Consider the following 22294-nt stretch of genomic DNA (forward strand, 5'->3'; position numbering starts at 1 on the left):
TTAATGACCCGCCGAACATTTCACCGAAAACTTCAGGAGACGTCATGCTGGCAGCCACCGCCGATTCCGCCGTGCAGCAGGGAGTACGGATACAGCTTGCCGACCCCGCCCTGGCCAGCCGCAGCCCGGGCGAGGAGTTCGCCTGGTCGGTGCGCGCGGCGGCGCCGGACCAGGACCACGTGGTGCCCTTCCAGGCCCATCTCCCGGCCGTCTTCCCGCTGTTCGCGACCCGGCCCCGGTACGCCGTCCGCCACCTGCTGAAGACGGCGTCGGTCGCCGACGCGCCGGTGCCGTTCGTGCACGAACCCCCGGCCGCCCCTCTCGCCGCCGCCGGCACCTCGTACCGCGCCACGCCCGAAGGCGCGTTCGCGCCCCGCCTGGAGCGGGCCGGGCTCACCGACCTCACCGTCCGCGTGCCACTGCCCACCGGACTGCTGGACCAGCCGGCGCTGCTCGCCTCCTTCGTCGACTACCGGGTGCTCGTCCGGCTGTCCGTGGTGGAGAACGAGACGCTGCTGCACGGCAGCGCCGACAAGGTGATCAGCGGCCTGCTCAACCTCCCCGGGATGCGCCGGGGCCGGCTCGGCGAGGACGTGTACGCCTCCATCACCGAGGCCGCCGCCGAGGTCGAGGAGACGGGCGGCTCCTGCGACGGGATCGTCGTCCACCCCTTCACCTACTGGGAGCTGGTCCGGGCCGGAGTGCTCGGACAGCTCGGCGCGGCGGGCATCACCGTCTCGCGCACCCGCATGATCCCCCGCGGCCGCGTCCTGCTCGGCGACTTCCGCGCCGCCGTCACCCTGCTCGTCCCGGGCGTGGCCTCGCTGGCGCTGCGCCGGGGCGCCGGTCCGGACGGCTCCGACGCCATCGAGGCGAGCAGCCGCGTCGGCCTCGCCGTCCACCTGCCGCAGCACTTCCTGCTGCTGGCCCGCGACTGACCGGCCGAAGGGACTCCCACCGCCATGACCGGCCCCAGCACGCCCGGCCCCGGTACGCCCGGCTCCAGGCCCCGCGTCCTCTACATCACCGGATGGATGCGCAGCGGCAGCACCCTGCTCGGCAACGTCCTCAACGAGATCCCCGGCGTCCGGCACGTGGGGGAGCTGTACTACCTGTGGCGCAACGGCGTCCTCGCCACCGGCACCAACTCCTCCTGCGGCTGCGGCCGGCCGCTGCGCGCATGCCCGCTGTGGTCGGAGGTCCTCGCGGCGCTGCCGGAGGGTTCCGCCGAGACCACCGCCCGGCGGATGGCCGCCCTCCAGCAGACCCTGCTGCGCACCCGCCACACCCCCGCCCGCCTCGCCGAGGCGCGCGGTGAGAGGCCCACCGCCGCCGGCGTGGACGAACTCCTCGACCACTCCGCCTCCGTCTACCGGCGGGTGGCCGCACTCGGCGGCGGGCGCCTGGTCGTGGACGGCTCGAAGTACCCGGCCGAGGCCGCCGCCCTGCTCGGCCGCACCGACCTGGACGTACGGGTGCTGCACATCGTGCGGGACCCGCGCGCCACCGCCCTGTCGTACCGCAGCGCGAAGGACTACATCGACCCCATGTCCCCGGCCCGCAGCAGCGGGTACTGGACCGCCTTCAACCTCGCCTCCGAACTGGTCGGGCGCACGGCCGGCGACCGCTACCTGAGAATCCGTCACGAGGACCTGTCCCGCAGCCCCCGCGAGGTGACGGCCCGGGTGCTGCGCTTCGCGGGCCTCGACGACGACTCCCCGGTGGACGGCTCCGGCCGCATCACGCTCGGCGCGAACCACACCGTCACCGGCAACCCCGACCGGCTGCGCCGGGGCGTCACCCACATCCGCCCCGACGAGCGGTGGCGCACCGCGCTGCCCGCCACGGACATCGCGGCGGCCACGGCACCGGCCGCGCCCCTGCTGGCCCGCTACGGCTACCCGCTGGCCCCCGTCCGCCCCGCCCGCCCCGTCCGGGCCACGGGCACCCGCCCGGCCGGCGCTGCCCGCCGGCCGGCCGGTACGCCCGCCCCACCCGTACCGGCCTCGCGGGGTGAGTCCCGGTGAACCTCGGTCTCGCCGGGCGGGCCGCCCTGGTCGCGGCGTCCAGCAGCGGAATCGGCCTCGCGGTCGCCCGCGTCCTGGCGTCCGAGGGCGCGGACGTGTCGATCTGCGGCCGTGACCCCGAGCGCCTCGCCCGCGCGCACAAGGAGGTCGACGCCTGCGGCCCGGGCCGGGTGCTGAGCACCGTCGTGGACCTGTGCGACGAGGACGCCGCCGCCGGGTGGGTACGCCGCACCGCCGACGGGTTCGGCGGGCTCCACGTGGTGGTCACCAACTCGGGCGGGGTGCCCTTCGGGCCCGTGGAGGACTTCGAGGTCGCCCAGTACCGCGAGGCGGTCAACGGCAACCTGCTGCCGCACGTGTCGCTGTCGCTCGCCGCCGCGCCCCATCTGCGGGAGGCGGGCTGGGGCCGGATCGTCATGATCACCTCCGAGTCGGTGCGCCAGCCGCACCCGGGCAGCGGCCTGTCCTCGGTGGCCAGGCTCGGCGTCCTCGGGTTCGCCAAGGGCCTGGTCCACGCCTTCGGACCGGCCGGGGTGACCGTGAACGTCCTGGCGCCCGGCTTCCACCGCACCCCGATCCTCGACGTGCAGTACGGGGACGAGGTCGAGGAGCGGCTCGCCGAGGTCGCCGCCGGAATCCCGCTGGGCCGGATCGGACGCGCCGAGGACCTGGGCGCCCTGGTCGCCTTCCTCGCCAGTGAACAGGCCGGCTTCGTCACCGGCGCCGTCCTGGTCGCGGACGGCGGCAACACCCGCGGCATCGGCTGATCCCCGTTCGGCCCCCGCCACCCACCACCAGCCGAAGGAGTCCCGTACATGTCAGCCCTCGGGGAAGTCGCCAGCTCACGTGAGGCCGCGCTCTACGTGGTCAAACTTGGCAGCGCCACCCTGCTCCACAGTCAGGTCTTCGACGAACTGCTCGAACTCAGCTCGCGCGGCGCCCGGTTGCTCGTCATCGCCGGCGGAGCGGCCGGCATCCGCGAGTACTACCGGCGCACCGGCCGAGAGGTCCGCACCCTGGTCTCCCGCACCGGCGACGAGATCCGCTACTGCCCCCCGGAGGAGATGCGGCACATCGTCGCCGCCTACGAGGAGGTCACCCTGCCCCTGGTGGAGGAGGAGCTGACCCGGCGCGGGCTGTCCGTCTACGCCTCCGTCGCCCGCACCGGCGCCCTCGTCAAGGCCACCGCCAACGGCCCGCTGCGCGTCCGGGAGGACGGCAGGACCCGGCTGGTGCGCGACCACCGCGCCGGCACCGTCAGCTCCGTGGACGTGCCCCGGCTCACCGGCCTGCTCGCCACCTTCGACGTCGTCTGCCTCTCCCCGCCGGTCGCCGACGCCGAAGGCGGCACGGCCCTCAACGTGGACGCCGACGTGCTCGCCGCCGAGGCCGCCCTGGCCCTCGACGCCGACCACCTCCGCCTGGTCACCGGCACCGCCGGGCTGCTCACCGACCCGGACGATCCCGCCAGTACCCTGCGCCACCTCACCGAGGGGGAAGGCGGCCGGTACGCCAAGGGCCGGATGCGCCAGAAGGTCAGGGCGGCCGAGATCGCCCTGAAGGGCACCTCCGACACCGCCATCACCGGCCCGCACACCGTGTCGGCGGCGGGCGCCACGTGGTTCTGGCGGGCCCCCGCGCCCGCCCCCGACCTCGCCCTGCTCTCCCGGGCGGTGGAGCTGTCCTCCGTCTCCCGCGACGAACGCGAGATCGCCGCCTTCCTCGCCGAGTGGTGCACCGACCACGGCATCAAGGCGGAGATCGACGCCGCCTCCAACCTGGTGGCCACCAAGGGGGCCGGTGAGCGGCGGCTGCTGATGCTGGGTCACCTGGACACCGTGCCGCACCGCTGGCCGGTCCGCTGGGACGGCGAGGTGCTCTCCGGGCGCGGCTCGGTGGACGCCAAGGGCAGCCTGGTGACGTACCTCCAGACGCTGGCCGCCCTCGACCCGCCCGAGGGCGTCGAGCTGCGGGTGGTCGGCGCGGTGGAGGAGGAGATCACCGGAGCGGGCGCCTTCCACGTCCGGGACGCCTACCGGGCCGACGCCGTGATCGTCGGCGAACCCAGCGGCGCCGAGGCGCTCACGCTCGGCTACTACGGGCTGGTCAAGGTCCGCTACAGCGTCCGGGAGGCCACCGGGCACACCGCAGGGGAGGGCGTCCGCACCGCGGGCGACCGGATGGTCGAGCTGCTCGCCCGGGTCCCCGGGGCGGTGGCCCGGCTCCACCCGGACGCGCTCACCGCCGTCCTCGGCGTCACCGCGCTCAACCAGGGCGACACCCAGGCGGGCGAGGCCGTGGTGGACGTCCGCGTACCGCCCGGCCTCGACGTGGACGAGACGGTGGCCGCGCTGCGGGCGCTCGCCGCCGAGCCGGTACGGATCGACGTCCTGCGGGCCACCCCCGGCGTGGCCACCGGGCGCACCAGCCCGCTGGTCAAGGCGTTCCAGCGGGCGTTCAGAACCGAGGGCGTGACGCCCCGGTACCTGATGAAGAAGGGCAGCAGCGACATGAACACCCTCGCCACCACCTGGCAGGGCATCCCCATGGTCGCCTACGGCCCCGGTGACGCCCGGCTCGACCACACCCCCGACGAACACCTGCACGCGGATGAGTTCCGGCGGGCCCAGCGCCTGCTGACCGCCGCGGTCCGAGAATGGAGCTCGATGTGACCGTCCTGACGGCCGCCCCCGGCAACGACCTCGCGGCCCCCGCCGTCCACTGCACCTGCTACCCCGGCTCGACCGTCTGGCTGACCGGACTGCCCAGCTCGGGCAAGACCACCCTCGCGTACGCCACCGCCGAACTGCTGCGCTCGCGCGGCCGCCGGGTCGAGGTGCTCGACGGCGACGAGCTGCGGCGCACCTTCTCGGCCGGCCTCGGTTTCTCCCGCGCCGACCGTAACGACAACGTCGCCCGCATCGGCCGGGTCGCGCAGGTCCTGGCCCGCAACGGCATCACCGTCCTCGTACCCGTCATCGCCCCGTACGCCGAGGCCCGCGAGCTGGTGCGCTCCTGGCACCGGGACAGCGGCACCGACTTCCTGGAGGTCCATGTCGCCGCCCCGCTGTCCGTCTGCTCCCGGCGCGACGTCAAGGGCCTGTACGCCCGCCGGGCGGCCGGCGAGATCAGCGGCCTGACCGGCGTGGACGACCCCTACGAGGAGCCGGCCGCGCCCGACCTCAGGATCGCCTCGCACACCCAGACCGTGTCCGAGTCCGCGGGCGCGCTGCTCGCCCTGCTCACCGAGAGGGGTCTGCTGTGACCGCCCCGACCGTCACCCGGGCCGCCGCGCCCGCCGTCCCCGCCGCGCCCGCCGCTCCGTCCCTGCCCGACATCCGTACCGGCGACGCCTTCGGGCTGTCCCACCTCGACGCCGCCGAGTCCGAGGCGGTCCACATCTTCCGCGAGGTGGCGGGCGAGTTCGAACGGCCGGTGATCCTCTTCTCCGGCGGCAAGGACTCCATCGTCATGCTGCACCTGGCGCTCAAGGCGTTCGCGCCCGCGCCACTGCCCTTCTCCCTGCTCCACGTGGACACCGGGCACAACTTCCCCGAGGTCCTCGCCTACCGCGACCGCGTGGTCGCCGAGCACGGCCTCAGGCTGCACGTCGCCCGGGTGCAGGACTTCATCGACGACGGCCGGCTGCGCGAACGCGCCGACGGCACCCGCAACCCGCTCCAGACCGTGCCGCTGCTCGACGCCATCTCCACCGGCCGGTACGACGCGGTGTTCGGCGGCGGCCGGCGCGACGAGGAGAAGGCCCGCGCCAAGGAGCGGGTGTTCTCGCTGCGCGACGAGTTCGGCGCCTGGGACCCGCGCCGCCAGCGCCCCGAACTGTGGTCGCTCTACAACGGCAGGCACGCCCCCGGCGAACACGTCCGGGTCTTCCCGCTGTCCAACTGGACCGAACTCGACGTCTGGCAGTACATCCAGCGCGAGCGCATCGACCTGCCCGCCATCTACTACGCCCACCACCGCGAGGTCTTCGCCCGTGGCGGCATGTGGCTGGCGCCCGGCGAGTGGGGCGGCCCGCGCGCCGGCGAACGGCTGGAGACCCGGCTGGTCCGCTACCGCACGGTCGGCGACATGTCCTGCACCGGAGCCGTGGAATCCACCGCCCGGACCGTGGAGTCGGTGATCGCCGAGATCACCGCGTCCCGGCTCACCGAACGCGGAGCGACCCGCGCCGACGACCAACTGTCCGAGGCGGCCATGGAAGACCGCAAACGCGAAGGGTACTTCTAGCCATGAACGTCACCGAAGCACCGGCCACGGGCACGCCCATGGGCACCGCACCGGCCACGGCCACGGGCACCGCATCTGCCACGGCCCCGTACCCGGCGCCCGGCACGGCGCCGTTCCGCGCCGCACCGCCCGCGGCCGCCGACACCCTGCGGTTCGCCACCGCCGGCTCCGTCGACGACGGCAAGTCCACCCTCGTGGGCCGGCTGCTGCACGACTCCAAGTCGGTCCTCGCCGACCAGTTGGAGGCCGTGGAGCACGCCTCCCGGCGGCGTGGCCAGGACACACCCGACCTGGCGCTGCTGACCGACGGGCTGCGCGCCGAGCGCGAGCAGGGCATCACCATCGACGTGGCCTACCGCTACTTCGCCACGTCCCGCCGCCGGTTCATCCTGGCCGACACCCCCGGCCACGTGCAGTACACCCGGAACATGGTCACCGGCGCCTCCACCGCCGACCTCGCCCTCGTCCTGGTCGACGCCCGCAACGGCGTCGTGGAGCAGACCCGCCGCCACCTCGCCGTCGCCGCCCTGCTGCGCATCCCCCGGGTGACCCTCGTGGTCAACAAGATGGACCTGGTGGGCTGCTCCGAGGAGGTGTTCGCCCGTACCGTCGCCGCGTTCTCCGAGTGCGCCGCCGCGCTCGGCGTCCAGCGGGTGACCGCCATCCCCATCTCGGCGCTGGCCGGCGACAACGTGGTGCGCCCCTCCGAGCGCATGGACTGGTACGCCGGGCCCACGGTGCTCGAACACCTGGAGTCCGTCCCGGTGGGCACCGACCCGCGCACCCAGGAGGCCCGCCTGCCCGTCCAGTACGTCATCAGGCCCGGCACCGCCGCGCACCGCGACTACCGCGGCTACGCCGGACAGATCACCTCCGGGGTGCTACGGGTCGGCGACCGGATCGCCGCCCTGCCGTCCGGCCGTACCAGCACCATCGCGGCCATCGACACCCTGGACGGCACCGGCACCGACACCGCCTGGGCACCCCAGTCGGTGACCGTGCGGCTCACCGACGAACTCGACATCGCCCGGGGCGACCTGCTCGCGCCGGCCGCCGCCGCGCCCCGCACGGTCCGGCGGCTGACCGCCACGGTCTGCCACCTGAGCGAGCAGCCCCTGCACGCCGGCCGCCAGGTGCTGCTGCGCCACACCACCCGTACGGTGCGGGCGGTGGTCGCCGAGGTCTCCTCGCGGCTCGACCTGGAGGACCTCTCCGAGCGGCCGGGCACCGGCGCGCTGGGCGTCAACGACATCGGCCGCATCGTGCTGCGCACCGCCGAACCGCTCGCCCTGGACGGTTACGCGGACTACCGCCGCACCGGGTCGTTCCTGCTCATCGACCCCGTGGACGGCAGCACCCTGACCGCCGCGATGGCGGACGCCCCGGCCGCCGCGGAAGGGGTGTGAGGCCGTCGCGGAACGACCATGAGAAGTTCACATCCGCCCGGTGACACAGGCACTGTCGGCCCTTCCTCCCGCGCAGCAGACTCTTCCCCGTCAGCAGGTCAACCCCCCGAAGGAAGGGCCGACATGAACCTCGCCGCCGTCACCGCCGTCACCGTCACCCCGGTCGTCGAAGACCTGGTCATAGAGGACTTCAGCGCGCCGGCCGCCGAGTACTACCAGCCCGGCACCTGCATCTGCTGGACGCCCGAGACGCACGCCGAGTAGCCCCGCACCGCACCCGCGCACCGCACCCCGCGCACCAAGAGCGAGGCAACGCACCTCAACCGTCCGCAGTCCGCGCACCAGAACAGGGGGAAACAAGGTGGCACACCGCCAGGGCACCACGACCGGACTGGGGTTCAAGCCCCACCTGAAGCCCGAAGTCGTCCCCGGTGAAGGCGTGTTCCTCATCTCCGAACGCGGTGTCACCGCACTGCGGGGATCCTGCGTCACCGCACTGGCGCCCCTGCTGGACGGCACCCGCTCCCTCGACCGGCTGGTCGCCGACGCCGCCGGTACCCTCCCCGCCGACCAGGTGCGCCAGGTCGTCACCCGCCTCCTCCGCTCCGGCCTGCTCGCCCACCGGACGCCCGACTCGGCCGCCGCCACCTCGGGCGAGGCGTTCTGGGAGCTGGCCGGACTGGACGGCGACGCCGCCGCCCGCCGCACCGGCAGCGGCACCGTCGCCGGCGTCGCCCGGGGCACGGAGGCGGGCGCGGGCGCCGAGGAGCTGCTCACCGCGCTGGCCGCCGCGGGCCTGCGCATCCACCGCCCCGGGCCGGACGAGGACGCCCCCGGCCTGGCCGTGGTCCTGTGCGACACCTACCTCGACCCCGCGCTGGCGGAGCTGGACGCCGCGTACCGGGCCGGCGGCACCCCCTGGCTGCCCGTCCGCCTGACGGGCGAACGCCCCTGGATCGGGCCCGTGTTCCAGCCGGACGAGGGGCCGTGCTGGCACTGCCTGGCCGAACCGCTGCGCCGCAACCGGCCCGCCGAGACCTACCTGGTCCGGGCGCTCGGACGCCCTGTCAGCGTGCCCCCCTCCGGCCTCGCCGCCGGGCGGGCCGTCGGGCTCCACCTGGCCTGCCTCGAAGCCGTCAAGTGGATGGCCGGGCACCGCCACTCCGGCCAGAACGCGCTGTGGACCATGGACACCCTCACCCTGGCCGGCCGCCACCATCCGGTACGCCGACGCCCCCAGTGCCCGTCCTGCGGCGACCCCGGGGCGACGGCCCGCCGCATCTGGGCCCCGGTCCGGCCGGTCAGCCGCCCCAAGTCCGCCACCGGCACCGGGGAGCGGTCACTGACCCCCGAGGAGATGCTGGAGCGGTACGGGTACCTGGTGGACGAACTGACCGGCGTGGTCAAGGAGGTGCGCCGCGACCGGCGCGACCCCGGCTTCCTCAACTGCTTCCACTCCGGGCACAACCCGGCCACCTCGCCCACCGGACTCGCCGCCGTGCGGTCCGGGCTGCGCAGCCACAGCTCCGGCAAGGGCACCACCCCGTTACAGGCCCGGGTCAGCGCCCTGTGCGAGGCCGTCGAACGGCACTGCGGCTACCGCCAGGGCGACGAGCCGGCACTGCGGGCGACGTACCGCGAGGTCGCCGACCGCGCCGTCCACCCCGACACCGTGCAGCTCTTCCACCCCCGCCAGTTCCCCGACCGGGCGGCCTGGAACGCGGAGCACGCCCCGGCGCACCGGGTGTGCGAGCCGTTCGACGAGGACACCCCGGTCGACTGGACGCCCGTCTGGTCGCTGACCGCCGAGCGCCACAGACTGCTGCCCACCTCGATGCTCTACTACGACGCGCCCTGCCCCTCCGGCTTCTTCTCGGCCCACTCCAACGGCACCGCGGCCGGGAGCTCCCGCGAGGACGCCATCGTCCAGGGCTTCCTGGAACTCGTCGAGCGGGACGCCGTCGCCCTGTGGTGGTACAACCGCACCCGCCAGCCCGGCGTGGACCTCGACTCCTTCGGCGACCCCTGGATCGAGGAGGTACGGGGAGCGCACACCGCCCTCGCCCGGGAGCTGTGGGTCCTCGACCTCACCAGCGACCTCGGCGTCCCCGTCTTCGCCGCCCTCTCCCGGCGCACCGACAAGCCCGCCGAGGACATCACCCTCGGGTTCGGCGCCCACTTCGACCCACGGGTGGCGATAAGACGGGCCGTGGCGGAGGTCAACCAGATGCTGCCGCCGGTCGTCGCCGTCACGGCCGACGGCACGGGCTACACCTGCGACGACCCGGTCCCGCTGCACTGGTGGCGGACCGCCACCACCGCCGGCCGGCCCTACCTGCTGCCCGCCGCGTCCTGCCCCGGCCGTACCCCCGCCGACTTCCCGTACACGCCGCGCGCCGACCTGGCCGACGACGTGGCCGCGGCCGAGGCGCTCGCCCGGAGCATCGGCAGCGAGCTGCTGGTGCTCGACCAGACCAGGGCGGACATCGGCCTGCCCGTCGTGAAGGTGATCGTGCCCGGCCTGCGCCCCTTCTGGGCCCGCTTCGCCCCCGGTCGCCTCTACGACGTCCCGGTACGCCTGGGCCGCCTCGCCGCGCCCACCCCGTACGAGGACCTCAATCCGGTCCCGCTCTTCCTGTAACACCGACAACACCGACATCACCGTCAACACCGTCGCGCCACCGTGAGGTCCCGGCCATGAAGTCTTCCGCCCCGCCCGCCCCGCGGGAAACCCGACTGATCGAACTCTGGTCCCTCCGCGAGGACACCACGTTCGAGACCGCGGCGGACGAACCTGGGACCGCTCTCGTCAGCACCCGCTGGGACGAGATCCGGCTGCCGGCGTCCGACCCCCTGGTCTTCCGCGCCCTGGAGCGCATGACGTACGGCCCGGTGTCGCTGGACAACGTCCTGCCCGGCTTCAGCGACCCGGCCCCCGTCCCCGGCGACCCGCGCCGTGCCGCACTGGACTCCACCCTGGAGGCGGTGCGGCACGCCGTCGTCCGCACGCTCGCCCTGGCCGACGGCACCGAGCAGTTGGCGGTCGTGCCCATCGTGCGCGAGGCCCGCTTCACCCCCCGCAGGCCCGCCGCGGACACCGTGCACCGGATGTCCCGGTTCGCCACGCTGCGCGTCGGCCCCCGGGGCAGCCTCCTCGAATCGCCCCTGAGCGCCCACCGGGTGCTGCTGCACACCCCGCAGGCCATGTGGCTGGTGAGCTGCTACATACGCCCCGTGTCGGTCCGCGAGACGGCCCGGCTCCTCGGCCTGCCGGTGGACGAGGTGCGCACCGCCGTCGGCTACCTGGAGGCCTCCGGCATGCTGGTGCCGGGCGCGACGGGTCCGGAGCCTGAGCCGGTCACCTTCGCCGAGGACCGGGACCCGGTTCTGGAGCACTGGTCGCCGCGCGAGCTGATGCTGCACAACCGGAGCAGGCCCGGCCTGCACGACGAGCCGGTCGGCCCCGTCGGGATCGCCGCCGGTACGGCCGGTACGCCCGGTACGCCCGGTACGGCCGGGGCACCGGCCGAGGAGGCCCCGGCCTCCGGCGGCGTACCCATCATGCTGCCGGTGCCCGACCTCGACCGCGTCGTCGCCGCCGACCCGCGCCTGACCACCGTGCTGGAGGCGCGCCGCTCGGTCCGCGTGGACGACGGACGGCCGCTGTCGCTCGCGCAGTTGGGCGAGCTGCTCTACCGCTCCGCCCGCGCCCGCCCGGCTGCCGGGCGCCCCTACCCGAGCGCCCTGTCCGTCTACCCGCTGGAGCTGTACGTCACGGTCGCCGGTTCCGGCGAACTGCCGCGCGGCACCTACTACTACGACCCGGCCGCGCACACCCTGCTCGCGCTCGGCACCGAACCGGACCTGGTGGACGCCCTGCTGGACGAGGCGGGCGCCAACGCCGGGATGAGCGAGGAGCCGCCGGTGCTGATCAGCATGACGGCACGCTTCCGGCGGATGGGCGCCGTCTACCCGGGGGCCGGCTACAGCGTGCTCCTCAAGGAGGTGGGCGCCCTGCAACAGACGCTGTACCTGGTCTCCACGGCCATGGGGATCGGCCCGTGCGCGCTGGCGTTCGGTGACACCGCCACCTCGGCCCGCGCCTTCGGCCTGGACTGGCGGGCCGAGTCGGGCGTCGGCGAGTTCGTCGTCGCGGGCCTGCCCACCGGGTCGGTGGTGGCCGCCGACCGGGCCTGAATCGCCCGACAGCGCATAGCGGAAATGCCGCTCGGTACGTAATCTGCTCCACCTATGCTGCACTTCGATGCGAAATCGCAGCCGAATGGGGAGCTCCTGTGCGATGGTCTCGCGCCACCGGTTCAGACGCCTTCTTCAGCCACCGGGCTCCCGAGGGAGGTGACTTGGCGCCCCGGGTCGCCCGCACCATCACCGTCGTCGTCATCCTCTGCTTCTTCGCCGTGGGACTGACCTACGCCGTCGACGCGGGGTTCGGAGCCGGGGAGCTCGCCCTGTGTGGCGTGCTGATGCTGACGCTGCTCTTCCTCCAGCTCAGTCACTCCTTCCCGGAGTGGACGCCCCGGGTCGCCCGCTTCCGTCTGGCGACCCTGGCACTCCAGGCGGGGCTCACCTTCGCCCCGTTCACCCTCTTCGGTGCCGCCTGGCTCGGCATGCCGGGCTTCCTCGCGGGCTCCGCCCTGCTCGTGCTGAAGTCGGCGCTGGGCTGGGCGGCCTTCGCGACGGTCACCGTGATGACCGGGATCGTGCAGTTCGCCGTGGGCTACGGCGTGGGCCAGCTCGCCTACAACTGCGTGGCCACCGTCCTCACCGGCCTGGTCGTCTACGGCCTGAGCCGGCTGTCCGGCCTGATACGCGAGGTGCAGGCGGCCCGCGAGGAGCTGATCCGCATGGCGCTGACCCAGGAGCGCCTCCGCTTCGCCCGCGACCTGCATGACCTGCTCGGCTTCAGCCTCTCCACCATCAAGCTCAAGTGCGAACTCGCCCACCGCCTGGTGCGCGTCCAGCCCGAACGCGCCGAAATGGAGATCACCGAGATCGTCCAGACCGCCCGCCAGGCGCTCGCCGACGTCCGCTCCGTCGCCAGCAGCTACGTACAGATGAACCTGGACCACGAGGTGAGGTCCGCCGTCTCGCTGCTGCGCGCGATGGGCATCCACACCGAGATCAGGGTCACGAAGGAGCCGCTTCACCCCTCCGTGGAAACGGTGTTCGCCACCGTCCTGCGCGAGGGCGTCACCAACATGCTGCGGCACAGCAAGGCCCAGCACTGCGTGGTCGAGGCGTGGGCGGAGGAGGACACCGTCCGGCTCCGCATCGCCAACGACGGCCTGCGCGACCGGGACTCCTTCGTCTCCTCCGACGGGGGAGCGGTCACCGGAGGCGTGGGGCTGCGCAGCCTGACGGCGCGCGCCGAGGCGCTGGGCGGACGGCTGTCCCACCGCGTACGGGCGGACGGCTGGTTCGAACTCGCCGTCGACATCCCGCCGCGGCCGTCGGGCGAGCCCGACCCGCGGACCGTGCCCGAGGCGTCCGAGGTGAAGTCCTCCGGGAGCACCGGGTCGTAGCCGCGCCCCGGCTCAGAGCCAGCCGGATTCCCGGGCGATCCGCAGGGCGTCCATGCGGTTGCGGGCGTCGAGCTTGGTGACCACCGTGGTCAGGTAATTGCGCACGGTCCCCGGGGACAGGAACAGCTTGCGGGCGATCTCGGGCGCGTCGAGGCCCTGGGCGGCCAGTTGGAGCACCTCGCTCTCCCGGGCGCTCAGCGGAGAGGCCTCGGTCTGGAGCGTGGCCAGCGCGAGGTTCGGGTCCACCACCTGCTTGCCCTCCACGACCTGGCGGATCGCCGCCGCGAGCCGGGTGGGATCGGCGTCCTTGAGCAGGAATCCGGAGACCTTCGCCGCCAGCGCCCTGCGCAGGTTCCCCGGCCGGCCCAGGCTCGTCAGGATGATCGTCCGGCACTCCGGCAGTTCCCGGCTGAGCAGCTCCGCGGCCCTGATGCCGTCGATCCCGGGCATGTCGATGTCCAGGACCGCGACGTCCGGCCGCGTCTCCAGCGCCACCGGAAGGACCCGGTCGCCGTTGTCGGCCTCGCCCACCACCGCGATGCCGTCCTCCAGCTCCAGCAGCGACACCAGGGCACGCCGGAGCATCAGCATGTCGTCCGCGAGCAGCACTCTGATCACTGTGGCCCCCCCCACGCGTGCACCCCCGTTGGTGCCCGTCCTGACGCGAATGGTACTGGGAGTAGCGCGAATTGGCCGGTGCCGGGACCGGCGCGGTTCAGCGACCGGGCCGGGAATCCGGTGCCACCGCGACCGCCGCGACGAAGCCGGCCGGGGCCGCCACGTCCCGGATCGTCCAGCCGTCGGGCCCGGGCGCGGGGACGGGCCGCGTACCCACGTAGTCCCGTGCGGCGGAGCGGCCCAGACCGGTTCCGATGCCCTTCAGGTACGCCTCCTTGCGCGCCCACGCCCGGGTGAAGGCCGCCGGCCGCGACTCCTCGTCCAGCGCGGCGAGTTCGGCGCGCTCGGCCGGGTGCAGGGCGGGGGTGGTGTCCGCGACGAGGCCGGGGGAGGGCACCCGCTCCACGTCCACGCCGAGCGGGGCCGGCCCGAGCCCCAGCAGCACCAGTGAGCCGCTGTACGACAGGGAGAAGTGCGCCCCGCCCCCCTCGACCACCGGGCGTCCGTGCGGGGCGCCGCAGCACGGACAGGCCGCCCGGCCGAGTCGTACCGCCTCCGGGGCCAGGCCCAGCCTCTCGCCGAGCAGCACCCGCAGCGCCACATGGGCGACCAGCCGGCCCCGCCGGTCCGCCGCCCGCCCCCGAGAGCCCGCCCCCGGCACCTCCCCGGCCCCGAGCACCCGGGGAGCCAGCCGCTCCGCCCAGCCCGCCAAGGCCTCCACCTCGGCGAGCCACAGCGCCGTCCCCGACGCACGCGGCCCTGGCAGGACGGGGGTTACGGGTGTCATGGGTGCCACGGCGGTCCCGGCGGCCACGGGTGCCAGGGGAGCAGCGGGGGTCACGGAGTCTTCCGCGGCCGGCGCGGTGGGGCGGCCGTCTCCAGGCGTTCGACGTGACGGGCGATCCTGCGCGCCCGCGTCTCCGCCTTCACGGCCTTCTCGACGTCGAGCAGGATCTGGTACCGATTGCTCCTGCTGAGGGCGTCGAACGCGGCCGACGCGGCCCGCGACGCGTCGAGCGCCGCCCGCAGGTCGTCCGGGACCTCCGCCGTGCTCTGCGGAGCGTACGCGGCGGCCCAGCGGCCGTCGGCCTTCGCCAGCTCGATCTGCGCGAACCCGGCCGGCCGCATCCTGCCCTCGGCGATCAGTTGCTCCACCTTGGCGCAGTTGATCCTCGACCACGGGCTGCGGCGCTTGCGCGGCGAGAAGCGCTGGGCCCACCAGCCGTCCGGAACGTTCCCGGAGTACGCCTTGCCGTCGATCCAGCCGTAGCACAGGGCGACGTCCAGCGCCTCCGACCTGGTGATCGAGGGGACGGGCGTGCCCTTCTTCGGCAGGGCGACCCAGACCTCGCCGGCGGTGTCGTGATGCGCCTCCATCCAGGCGGCGAACTCCTCGACCGAGGAACATCTCAGATTGTCGTCCGTCGTCATCCCACCGTTCCCGTTCTCCCGTTCCCGTTCTGCCGTTCCCGGTACGGGGCGCTCACGCCGCCGTGTCCACCCGCTCGACGTCCGTGCCCCGCGTCTTCGCCCGCTCCGGGGCGCGGGCCGCGTCGCCCAGCGGCCGGACCCGCGCCTCCGCGGCCGCCTTGACGCGCTCCAGCGTCGCGCGCATCCCGTCGCGCAGCTCCTGGGTGTGGTTCTCGTAGCCGCCGAGCATCATGTTCGCGAAGGACGCGGTGCGCTTGCGCTGCCCGGTGCTCTGCCCGGAGACGTCCCACACCTCGGTGACCAGGGTCCCGCCCGAGCCGTCGGGCTCCAGCCGGTAGCCCCAGCGCACCCCGTTCGTCGTGGTGCGGAAGGCGAAGGACCGGCCCCGCTCGGCCCGCTCGACCGTGTTGGAGGTGACCCACACGACCCAGCCGCGGCGGTTGATCCCGATGAAGCGCGCACCGACCCCGCGCTTGTCGCCGCGCCAGTAGCAGCGACGGCACTCGGGGCTCCACTGCCCCATCCGCGTCACGTCGCTGATGAGGTCCCACACCGCCTCGGGCGCGGCGTCGATCCGTATCGACACCTCCTCGGGACGCGCGTGCCCGGCGGCGACGGCGGGCCGGGACACCGACTTGGCGAGCCGCGCGCCCCTGCGCCGCGCACCGCGCAGCTCCGCCAGGTAGGGATAGTGGTCCACCTGCATGGTGTGGCGCTTGGACGTCACGTAACGCTTGGCGAGCTTGGTCTTGTACCGGGTGATCTCCCGGTGCATCTCCTCCGCCGGAGGCAGCACGGCCTTGCCCTCCAGCAGGTCGGCCACCCAGTGGGACTGGGCCTCGGCCAGCACCGTGGTGGCGCCCAGGGGCTGGAAGAGGCCCACGAAGTACAGGCCGGCGTGGTGGGGGTCGACCACCCGGTGGAAGAGGGAGACGTCATTGTCCGTGGGGGCGATCACGGACTCGTCCAGGAACGGGAAGCTCACCTTGTAGCCGGTGCAGTGGATGACCGCGTCCACGACCTCGCTGCTGCCGTCGGTGAAGTGCACCGTGTCGCCGTCGAAGCGGGAGATGTTCGGCTTGACGGCGATGCCGCCGTGGCCGAGCGCGGGGAGCAGCGTCTCCGAGACGGTCGGGTGGGAGTTGAACAGCTTGTGCCCCGGTTCCGGCAGGCCGAAGTCGGTGACCTTGCCGATCGACAGCCGCAGCAGCGCGGCCATCACCCACCGCTGCGTCTCGCGCGGCATCACCCGGGTGATGAACGGGCTGATCATGTCGTCGCCGGGCTTGCCGAACATGAACTTGGGGAAGACGTAACCGCCGGTCCTGATCGACAGGAAGGTGCGCTCGGAGACGGCGGAGGTCTCCACCGCGATGTCCGAGGCCGAGTTGCCGAAGCCGACCACGAGCACCCGCTTGCCGGCGTACTCGTCGGGGACCCGGTAGTAGTGCGAGTGGATCTGTACGCCGGTGAAGGTGTCCGCGCCGGGGAAGGCCGGCTCGGGATCGCGCGGGTCCCAGTGGTGGCCGTTGGCCACGATCACCGATCCGTAGTGACGGGTGGTCTCGACGCCCGTGTCACGGTGGCGCACGGTCACGGTCCAGCCGACGTCCCCGGCCGGCTCCACGTGGATCACCTCCGTGCGGAAGGCGATCCGGTCGCGGAAGCCGAAGTGGTCGACGTAGTCGTCCAGGTAACGCGCGATCAGCTCATGGTCGGGGTAGTGCGGATAGTCGTCGGGCATCGGGTAACTGCGGTACTCCGACAGCTTCTTGGAGGTGTTGATGTGCAGCGAGCGGTAGCCCGAGGACATGCCGTTGTCGTTCTGGTACCGCCAGTTGCCGCCGACCTGGGAGCCGGCTTCGTAGCAGTCGTAGGCGATGCCGCGCTCGTGCAGGACCTGGCAGGCGGCGAGCCCCGACCAGCCGGCTCCGATGATGCAGACGTTCTCCATGGTGTGTGTTCTCCCTGTGGGCGTGGCCGATCGGTCGTTGTTCACAGCCGCCGGGCGTCCGCCGGCAGGTCGTCCAGGAACTGCCCGCCCGCGGTGACCCGGGCCGGTCCTCCGACGGCGTGGATGACCTGGTGGGCGCTGCGCAGCAGCACGCGCCCGACGGCCGAGTCGATCGCGCCGGCGAGGTGCGGGACGCTGGTGCTGAAGCGCACCTCGAAGGTCACCTCGCTGCCGCCGTCGACGTCGGTGCTCGTCCACGCGCCCTCGAAGCGCTGGAAGTCCCCGCTGGTCTGGGCGAATTCGATGCGGTACGGCTGTCCCGCGAGCCGGCCGCTGCGCTGCACCCAGTTCGCGGTGGAGCCACGGAAGGCCAGCACCCACCGCTGGTGCCCGTCATCGGTGCGCGAGACGGACACGATGTCGTCGGCGTACGCGGGGAAGGCCGCCGCGTCACCGAGGCGTTCGATCACTTCGGCGGCCGTGGCCGGGACCACGGCCTTCAGTACGCGGGTCGTCATGACGCGGGCTCCTTGTCGGCGGCCGGGCGGAGGACGCTGACGCCCTGGAGGCGTGTGGTGCGCAGCATGGGGTGGCTCGCCTCTCCGAAGGCGCCGCCGGTGAGGCCGGGGCCGCCCTGGTTGGGCAGGAAGGGGAGGAAGCCGCTGTGCGAGTCGTTGATCTTCAGGTTGCCGGCGTTGGTGACCCCGTCCAGGACGCGCCGGATCGTGGCGGCGCCGGTGGTCCAGAAGGAGTTGCGCAGGCCGTAGGCGTTGGAGTTCACGAACTCCAGCACCTGCTCCAGGAGGGCGTCGTCGGGGGTGCCGGTCTCCGGCACGATCACCGGCAGGAGCGGGAAGAACGTCTCGTCACGGACCACCGACAGCGACCTGGCGCCCTGGAGCCCCTCGACGCGGACGATGCTCGGCTCGACGAAGAAACCGGTGTTCGACGGTGTTCCGTCCACCTCCAGCCGCCGTCCGCCGTGGACGAGCTTGGCGCCCTTGGCGAGCGCCTCACCGAGGCAGCCGAAGAACCAGTCCACGCCGAGGACCGGCGTGAGGACCACACCCGGCTCGTCCGGATACCCGGGCCGGATCTCCTTGGTGGCCGCGACGAGCCGCTCGATGAGCTCGTCCGCGATCGCGGGGTGGGCGACGACCTGGTTGGGAACGTTGCAGATCTGGCCGGAGTTCAGGAAGAACTGCGTGATGGTCTCCACCGCGGCGTCCAGGTCGGCGTCGTGCCACACCACGCAGCAGTCGTTCCCCGCCAGCTCCAGGATGGGCTTCTTGCCGGCCGCTATCGCGTCGGCCTCGAACTCCAGGCCCTTCTTGCTGCCACCGAAGTAGATGATGTCGTCGACGTGCTCACTGGCCAGCCACGCGTCGAGCATGGGCGCCCCGCAGTACGCGTTGACCGTCCCCGGGGGCGCGCCCGCCTCCTCCAGCACGGGCGCCACGACCTCCCGCATCACGTACATGCAACTGAGCGCCACCCCGCGCGGGGCCCGCACCACCACGGTGTTGCCCGCCAGCAGCGCGACGAGCCCGTTCAGCGCGTTCACGGTCGCGGCGTTCTGCGGCGGATTGATGCAGACGACCCCGTCGGGGATCCGCCGCAGAACCATCTCCCGCTCGCCGTCCTGCCGCCGGAACTCCAACTGCCCGGCGCACCATTCGAGCGTTTCCCGGCTCCAACTGGTGAACGGAATTCCCGTGATCATTCCCTCGGCCGCGGACTTCGGAGTCCCCTCGGCGACCAGGATCTCGACGATCCGGTCCCGGTGCTCCAGCAGCCGCTCCCCGATCCGCCGTCCCACCTCGATGCGCTCCGCGAGGGGCACCCTCCGCCACTCCACCGCCGCCCGCGCGGCCGCCTCCACCGCCCGCCCCGCCATCTCCTCATCGGCGACCACACAGGCCCCGACGACGCGTTCCCCAGCCGTGTCCGGATCGACGATTCCCAGGTCGAGATCACGCTTGAGACGCAGACTGGGGAAGGTTTCCTCGATAAGGGCACGGGCGGTAATGGTATGAACGAAACGCGGATTCTCTCCGGTGACGTCCTGGCCACCAATGTAGGCCGGATAAACGCCGAACTTCATTTCGCCCCCTTCGGTCAGTCCGGTTATTGCTGACGTGTGTCCCCAAGCTAGGGGGGCGTTTCCCGGCGAACAACGAGCCGGTGATGAGGGGTGCTTATCGCGCCGATTCCCGGCCCGCCCACGGCGAGGGACGCGGCGGTGTGACGCGGCGGTGTGACGCGGCGGTGTGACGCGGCGATGTGACGCGGAGCACAGGAACGTCCGATGCGGGGGGTTCCTCCTGGGGGTGTCGGTTCTGGCACTGGAGAGGAACAACCGTGGACAACCTCGCAAGACGGCGCACCGGGCAGGCGGTGGCCGGGCTGCTCGCCGTGGACGGCTTGTTGCACCTGTATTGGGCGACCGGGCTGACATGGCCGAGCGCGGACGTGCGCTCGCTGTCGCTGGCCGTGCTGGGCGGTGTGGTGCCGTTCACGCCGCCGGTGGTCCTCCCGATCGCGGCCACGGTGTTCGCCGCCGCGGCGGCGGTGCTCGCCCGGGGGCTGGGGCGCGGGGGCCGGGTGACCCGGCCCTTGTTCGGGATCGTCACCTTCCTGGTGGCGGTCGGCCTGCTGGTGCGGGGGCTGGTCGGGGTGGTGTGGGTGTTCGGGGCCGGGGACGGCGCGGGCTCGGCGTTCTACTGGCTGAACCTGCTGCTGTATACACCCGTGTGCCTGGCGTTCGGCGTGGCCGCCGGCCGGCTCGCCGGGATCTGGGGCGTACCGGGACGCCGCGTGTGGGTACGCCGCACGGCGCTCGGGCTGCCGCTGGTGCTGACCGGGCTGGTGCTGTTCGGTGCGTACGGCTACGCGCCGGCCGAGGAGCGTGGCTACCGCGCGCCGTACCAGGACAGGGTCGAGTCGAAGTACGTCGAGACTCCCGTCGCCCGGTTCCACTACAACCAGCGGGGCAAGGGCTCCCCGGTGGTCCTGCTGTCGCCCGGCGCGTCCTGGACCTTCGCCTGGCAGCCGCAGCTCGACGTGCTGTCCCGCTCGCACACGGTCTATGTGGTGGATATGCCCGGACAGGGCTTCACCGAGGTGCGTGACGACGATTTCAGCTGGGACCTCGACGGGATGACCACCGCGCTCGACAGCTTCCTGGACGCGCTGAAGCTGTCCCGGGTGGACCTCGCGGGCAACTCCTGGAGCGGCGGCTGGGCCCTGGCGTACGCGCAGCGCAACCCCGAGCGCGTCGGCCGGCTGGCGCTGCTCGCCTCGTCCGGACTGGACGAGCGCGACCCGGCGCTGTGGGAGGCGCTCAAGCTGCCGGTGCTCGGCGAGTTGCTGGTCAACCTCGGTTCGGGCCGCTCCAGCGCCGAGGCGTCGCTGCGCAGGACGCTCGTCAACCACGAGACGCTGGTCACCGACGAGTTGGTGGACACGGCGTGGGCCCCGGCCACCCTGGACGTCAACCGCCGCTCGGTCTACCGTCTCGAACGCGGGCTCGACTGGCGGGAGACCGAGGCCGCGCTCCCGAGGACCCGCCAGCCCGTGCTGGTGATCTGGGGCAAGCAGGACGCGACGCTGCCCGTGTGGCAGGCCCGGAGGTTCGGCGAGCTGCTGCCGGACGCGCGGGTGGAGGTGCTCGACGGCTGCGGGCACGGCCTGACCCTGGACTGCGGTGAACCGGTCGGCAAGCTGATGGACGAGTTCTTCCGCGACGGCCGCTGAGGAGTACGTCCGTCACGTCGGACGACGTGAGGGGTGGGCAGGGTCACCGACCCCGCCCACCCCTCGGCGTTCGTCCTCGCCGCACGCGGTTCACCAGCCCTTCGTGATCAGCGGCTCCGGTCCGTGGAGTGGGCGCGGCGTGCGGTGATCCGGAGCCGGGCGCGGGAGATCATCCGTCGGCCGCGGACCCTGCCGAGCGGCCGCAGCATCCGCAGCACCGCGCCGGAGCGGTACCCGCGTACTCCGCCGAGGACGGCGAACCGCGTTCCGTCGCCCTCCGGGACGGCGGCCATGGCGCCGACCACGTACCGGCTCTGCATCAGGCACCACCCCGGCTGGAGCAGCACGTCGAACCGGGCACGGTTTCCCAGCACCCCGTGGCCCCATGCCTGCGTGCGCTCCTGGGACCTCGCCCGCATCCGGAACGACCGGAACGTCGGCACCAGGTGCGGGAGCTCACCCTCAAGGTCGCTCGCCACCGCCCACACCTCGTCGAAGGGGGCGTCGATGTACTCGTCCGCGTACATCACGGCGTTGAGCCCCGCGGCCATCACCCGCAGCCGGCGTACGGGGTCGAGATCGGCCGTCGGCCAGTCGCTGGTCATCGTGTCCACGCCTTCCGGAAGCTGTTACGGGCCCGGTGGAGCCGTGACTTCACCGTGCCGCACGAAATGTTCAGAACTTCGCTCGCCGACCGCTCGTCCAGCCCTTCGAGCTCGCGCAGCACGAGAACCGCGCGGTGTTCGGAGGACAGCCGGCGCAGCACGTCGTGCACATCGGAGGCCAGCTCCGTGTTCCGTGCCCCCGGCACGTCGTCGAACTCGCCGGATCTGCTCACCGGCGTCTCCCGCTGGGCGTGCCGGGACACCCGGACGGCCTCGCGCACCGTGATGGCGCGCACCCACGCGTACAGTGCCGTGGGGTCCTTGAGTTTGGGCAGGCCCCGGAAGACGGCGATGAGGGACTCCTGTACCGCGTCCGGGCTTTCGGTCAGCGCGATGGGCCGACACAGGCGGCTGACATAGGGCGTCAGCAGGTTCAGGAGGTCGTTGAGCGCCATGGCGTCCCCGGACTGGGCGGCCTTGACGAGCACGGCCGCGGCGGGCCACGGGGCCGTATCGGTGTCGGGTGGTCGCCGGACGGCCGGCTTGTGCCGGAGTGCGCCGGCTTCGGCTGTGTTCATACCGCGTTCTCCTCATGTCCCTCGCATGGCGCGCTCCACCTGCTCCGTGCCGTGGTCCAGGTGCGCGTGCGGGTTCATAGGGACAGAGGCCGTGACCGGGCACGACACTCCCCGGGCCGCGCATCTGG

At 73.0% G+C, this 22294-nt stretch carries 20 protein-coding genes; 12 read left to right on the forward strand and 8 right to left on the reverse strand.

Annotated elements, in window-relative coordinates; all coding sequences use genetic code 11:
• The first annotated feature begins 44 nt into the window (after positions 1–44).
• From ACZ46W_RS28105 to ACZ46W_RS28155, 11 genes are all read left to right on the forward strand, one after another.
• On the forward strand, positions 45–938 hold the full coding sequence (locus tag ACZ46W_RS28105) for a family 3 encapsulin nanocompartment shell protein (RefSeq protein WP_468343092.1): 894 nt from the start codon (positions 45–47) through the stop codon (positions 936–938).
• Between the two features lie 24 nt (positions 939–962).
• On the forward strand, positions 963–2027 hold the full coding sequence (locus ACZ46W_RS28110; protein ID WP_468343095.1) for a sulfotransferase: 1065 nt from the start codon (positions 963–965) through the stop codon (positions 2025–2027).
• A complete protein-coding gene (locus tag ACZ46W_RS28115) occupies positions 2024–2794 on the forward strand; it encodes an SDR family NAD(P)-dependent oxidoreductase (RefSeq protein ID WP_468343097.1) in 771 nt (256 codons plus the stop codon). Before ACZ46W_RS28110 ends, ACZ46W_RS28115 begins: the two co-directional genes overlap by 4 nt.
• 48 nt (positions 2795–2842) lie before the next feature.
• Positions 2843–4699, forward strand: a complete 1857-nt coding sequence (locus tag ACZ46W_RS28120) for a M20/M25/M40 family metallo-hydrolase (RefSeq protein WP_468343100.1) — start codon at positions 2843–2845, stop codon at positions 4697–4699.
• Positions 4696–5292, forward strand: a complete 597-nt coding sequence (gene cysC / locus ACZ46W_RS28125; protein WP_468343103.1) for an adenylyl-sulfate kinase — start codon at positions 4696–4698, stop codon at positions 5290–5292. The genes ACZ46W_RS28120 and cysC overlap by 4 nt, the downstream gene beginning before the upstream one ends.
• A gap of 62 nt (positions 5293–5354) precedes the next feature.
• Positions 5355–6275 (forward strand): sulfate adenylyltransferase subunit CysD, encoded by a 921-nt coding sequence (cysD, locus tag ACZ46W_RS28130; protein WP_468343430.1) that lies wholly within the window; start codon positions 5355–5357, stop codon positions 6273–6275.
• A gap of 2 nt (positions 6276–6277) precedes the next feature.
• Complete coding sequence (locus ACZ46W_RS28135) at positions 6278–7681, forward strand: sulfate adenylyltransferase subunit 1 (protein ID WP_468343106.1); 1404 nt, start codon at positions 6278–6280, stop codon at positions 7679–7681.
• A gap of 123 nt (positions 7682–7804) precedes the next feature.
• Positions 7805–7945, forward strand: coding sequence for a hypothetical protein (locus ACZ46W_RS28140; protein WP_366131365.1), 141 nt, complete (start codon positions 7805–7807; stop codon positions 7943–7945).
• Between the two features lie 97 nt (positions 7946–8042).
• Positions 8043–10322 carry a TOMM precursor leader peptide-binding protein gene (locus ACZ46W_RS28145; RefSeq protein ID WP_468343110.1) on the forward strand — a complete coding sequence of 760 codons (2280 nt, stop codon included), beginning with the start codon at positions 8043–8045 and terminating at the stop codon, positions 10320–10322.
• Between the two features lie 56 nt (positions 10323–10378).
• The gene (locus ACZ46W_RS28150) at positions 10379–11878 is read left to right on the forward strand and encodes a SagB/ThcOx family dehydrogenase (protein ID WP_468343113.1); all 1500 of its coding nucleotides are present in this window, start codon (positions 10379–10381) and stop codon (positions 11876–11878) included.
• Between the two features lie 164 nt (positions 11879–12042).
• A complete protein-coding gene (locus ACZ46W_RS28155; protein WP_468343116.1) occupies positions 12043–13224 on the forward strand; it encodes a sensor histidine kinase in 1182 nt (393 codons plus the stop codon).
• Between the two features lie 12 nt (positions 13225–13236).
• On the opposite strand, the gene ACZ46W_RS28160 is transcribed toward ACZ46W_RS28155, so the two are convergent.
• The 6 genes from ACZ46W_RS28160 to ACZ46W_RS28185 form a co-directional block, all read right to left on the reverse strand.
• A complete protein-coding gene (locus ACZ46W_RS28160; protein ID WP_366131360.1) occupies positions 13237–13842 on the reverse strand; it encodes a response regulator transcription factor in 606 nt (201 codons plus the stop codon).
• A gap of 97 nt (positions 13843–13939) precedes the next feature.
• Complete coding sequence (locus ACZ46W_RS28165; RefSeq protein WP_468343121.1) at positions 13940–14629, reverse strand: 4'-phosphopantetheinyl transferase family protein; 690 nt, start codon at positions 14627–14629, stop codon at positions 13940–13942.
• 50 nt (positions 14630–14679) lie between these two features.
• Positions 14680–15273 (reverse strand): YdeI/OmpD-associated family protein, encoded by a 594-nt coding sequence (locus ACZ46W_RS28170; RefSeq protein ID WP_468343124.1) that lies wholly within the window; start codon positions 15271–15273, stop codon positions 14680–14682.
• A 52-nt stretch (positions 15274–15325) separates the two neighbouring features.
• Positions 15326–17227, reverse strand: coding sequence for an NAD(P)-binding domain-containing protein (locus ACZ46W_RS28175; RefSeq protein ID WP_468343127.1), 1902 nt, complete (start codon positions 17225–17227; stop codon positions 15326–15328).
• A 41-nt stretch (positions 17228–17268) separates the two neighbouring features.
• Positions 17269–17745 carry a type II toxin-antitoxin system RatA family toxin gene (locus tag ACZ46W_RS28180; protein ID WP_468343130.1) on the reverse strand — a complete coding sequence of 159 codons (477 nt, stop codon included), beginning with the start codon at positions 17743–17745 and terminating at the stop codon, positions 17269–17271.
• Positions 17742–19331, reverse strand: coding sequence for an aldehyde dehydrogenase family protein (locus tag ACZ46W_RS28185; RefSeq protein ID WP_468343133.1), 1590 nt, complete (start codon positions 19329–19331; stop codon positions 17742–17744). Before ACZ46W_RS28185 ends, ACZ46W_RS28180 begins: the two co-directional genes overlap by 4 nt.
• 257 nt (positions 19332–19588) lie before the next feature.
• Here ACZ46W_RS28185 and ACZ46W_RS28190 point away from each other — a divergent pair, with 257 nt between their 5' ends.
• Positions 19589–20983 (forward strand): alpha/beta fold hydrolase, encoded by a 1395-nt coding sequence (locus ACZ46W_RS28190; protein ID WP_468343136.1) that lies wholly within the window; start codon positions 19589–19591, stop codon positions 20981–20983.
• 107 nt (positions 20984–21090) lie between these two features.
• On the opposite strand, the gene ACZ46W_RS28195 is transcribed toward ACZ46W_RS28190, so the two are convergent.
• Together ACZ46W_RS28195 and ACZ46W_RS28200 are read right to left on the reverse strand one after the other, a co-directional pair.
• A complete protein-coding gene (locus ACZ46W_RS28195) occupies positions 21091–21588 on the reverse strand; it encodes a hypothetical protein (protein WP_468343139.1) in 498 nt (165 codons plus the stop codon).
• Positions 21585–22166, reverse strand: coding sequence for an RNA polymerase sigma factor (locus tag ACZ46W_RS28200; protein ID WP_468343142.1), 582 nt, complete (start codon positions 22164–22166; stop codon positions 21585–21587). The genes ACZ46W_RS28195 and ACZ46W_RS28200 overlap by 4 nt, the downstream gene beginning before the upstream one ends.
• Positions 22167–22294 lie beyond the last annotated feature (128 nt).

Source organism: Streptomyces sp. NPDC031064 (assembly GCF_055570965.1).

What these genes read in the sequence shown, in the direction of transcription:
- ACZ46W_RS28105 (WP_468343092.1), top strand. Translation starts at nt 45, where the DNA reads ATGCTGGCAGCCACCGCCGATTCCGCCGTGCAGCAGGGAGTACGGATA.
- ACZ46W_RS28110 (WP_468343095.1), top strand. Translation starts at nt 963, where the DNA reads ATGACCGGCCCCAGCACGCCCGGCCCCGGTACGCCCGGCTCCAGGCCC.
- ACZ46W_RS28120 (WP_468343100.1), top strand. Translation starts at nt 2,843, where the DNA reads ATGTCAGCCCTCGGGGAAGTCGCCAGCTCACGTGAGGCCGCGCTCTAC.
- ACZ46W_RS28135 (WP_468343106.1), top strand. Translation starts at nt 6,278, where the DNA reads ATGAACGTCACCGAAGCACCGGCCACGGGCACGCCCATGGGCACCGCA.
- ACZ46W_RS28140 (WP_366131365.1), top strand. Translation starts at nt 7,805, where the DNA reads ATGAACCTCGCCGCCGTCACCGCCGTCACCGTCACCCCGGTCGTCGAA.
- ACZ46W_RS28150 (WP_468343113.1), top strand. Translation starts at nt 10,379, where the DNA reads ATGAAGTCTTCCGCCCCGCCCGCCCCGCGGGAAACCCGACTGATCGAA.
- ACZ46W_RS28165 (WP_468343121.1), bottom strand. Translation starts at nt 14,629, where the DNA reads ATGACACCCGTAACCCCCGTCCTGCCAGGGCCGCGTGCGTCGGGGACG.
- ACZ46W_RS28170 (WP_468343124.1), bottom strand. Translation starts at nt 15,273, where the DNA reads ATGACGACGGACGACAATCTGAGATGTTCCTCGGTCGAGGAGTTCGCC.
- ACZ46W_RS28175 (WP_468343127.1), bottom strand. Translation starts at nt 17,227, where the DNA reads ATGGAGAACGTCTGCATCATCGGAGCCGGCTGGTCGGGGCTCGCCGCC.
- ACZ46W_RS28180 (WP_468343130.1), bottom strand. Translation starts at nt 17,745, where the DNA reads ATGACGACCCGCGTACTGAAGGCCGTGGTCCCGGCCACGGCCGCCGAA.
- ACZ46W_RS28185 (WP_468343133.1), bottom strand. Translation starts at nt 19,331, where the DNA reads ATGAAGTTCGGCGTTTATCCGGCCTACATTGGTGGCCAGGACGTCACC.
- ACZ46W_RS28195 (WP_468343139.1), bottom strand. Translation starts at nt 21,588, where the DNA reads ATGACCAGCGACTGGCCGACGGCCGATCTCGACCCCGTACGCCGGCTG.
- ACZ46W_RS28200 (WP_468343142.1), bottom strand. Translation starts at nt 22,166, where the DNA reads ATGAACACAGCCGAAGCCGGCGCACTCCGGCACAAGCCGGCCGTCCGG.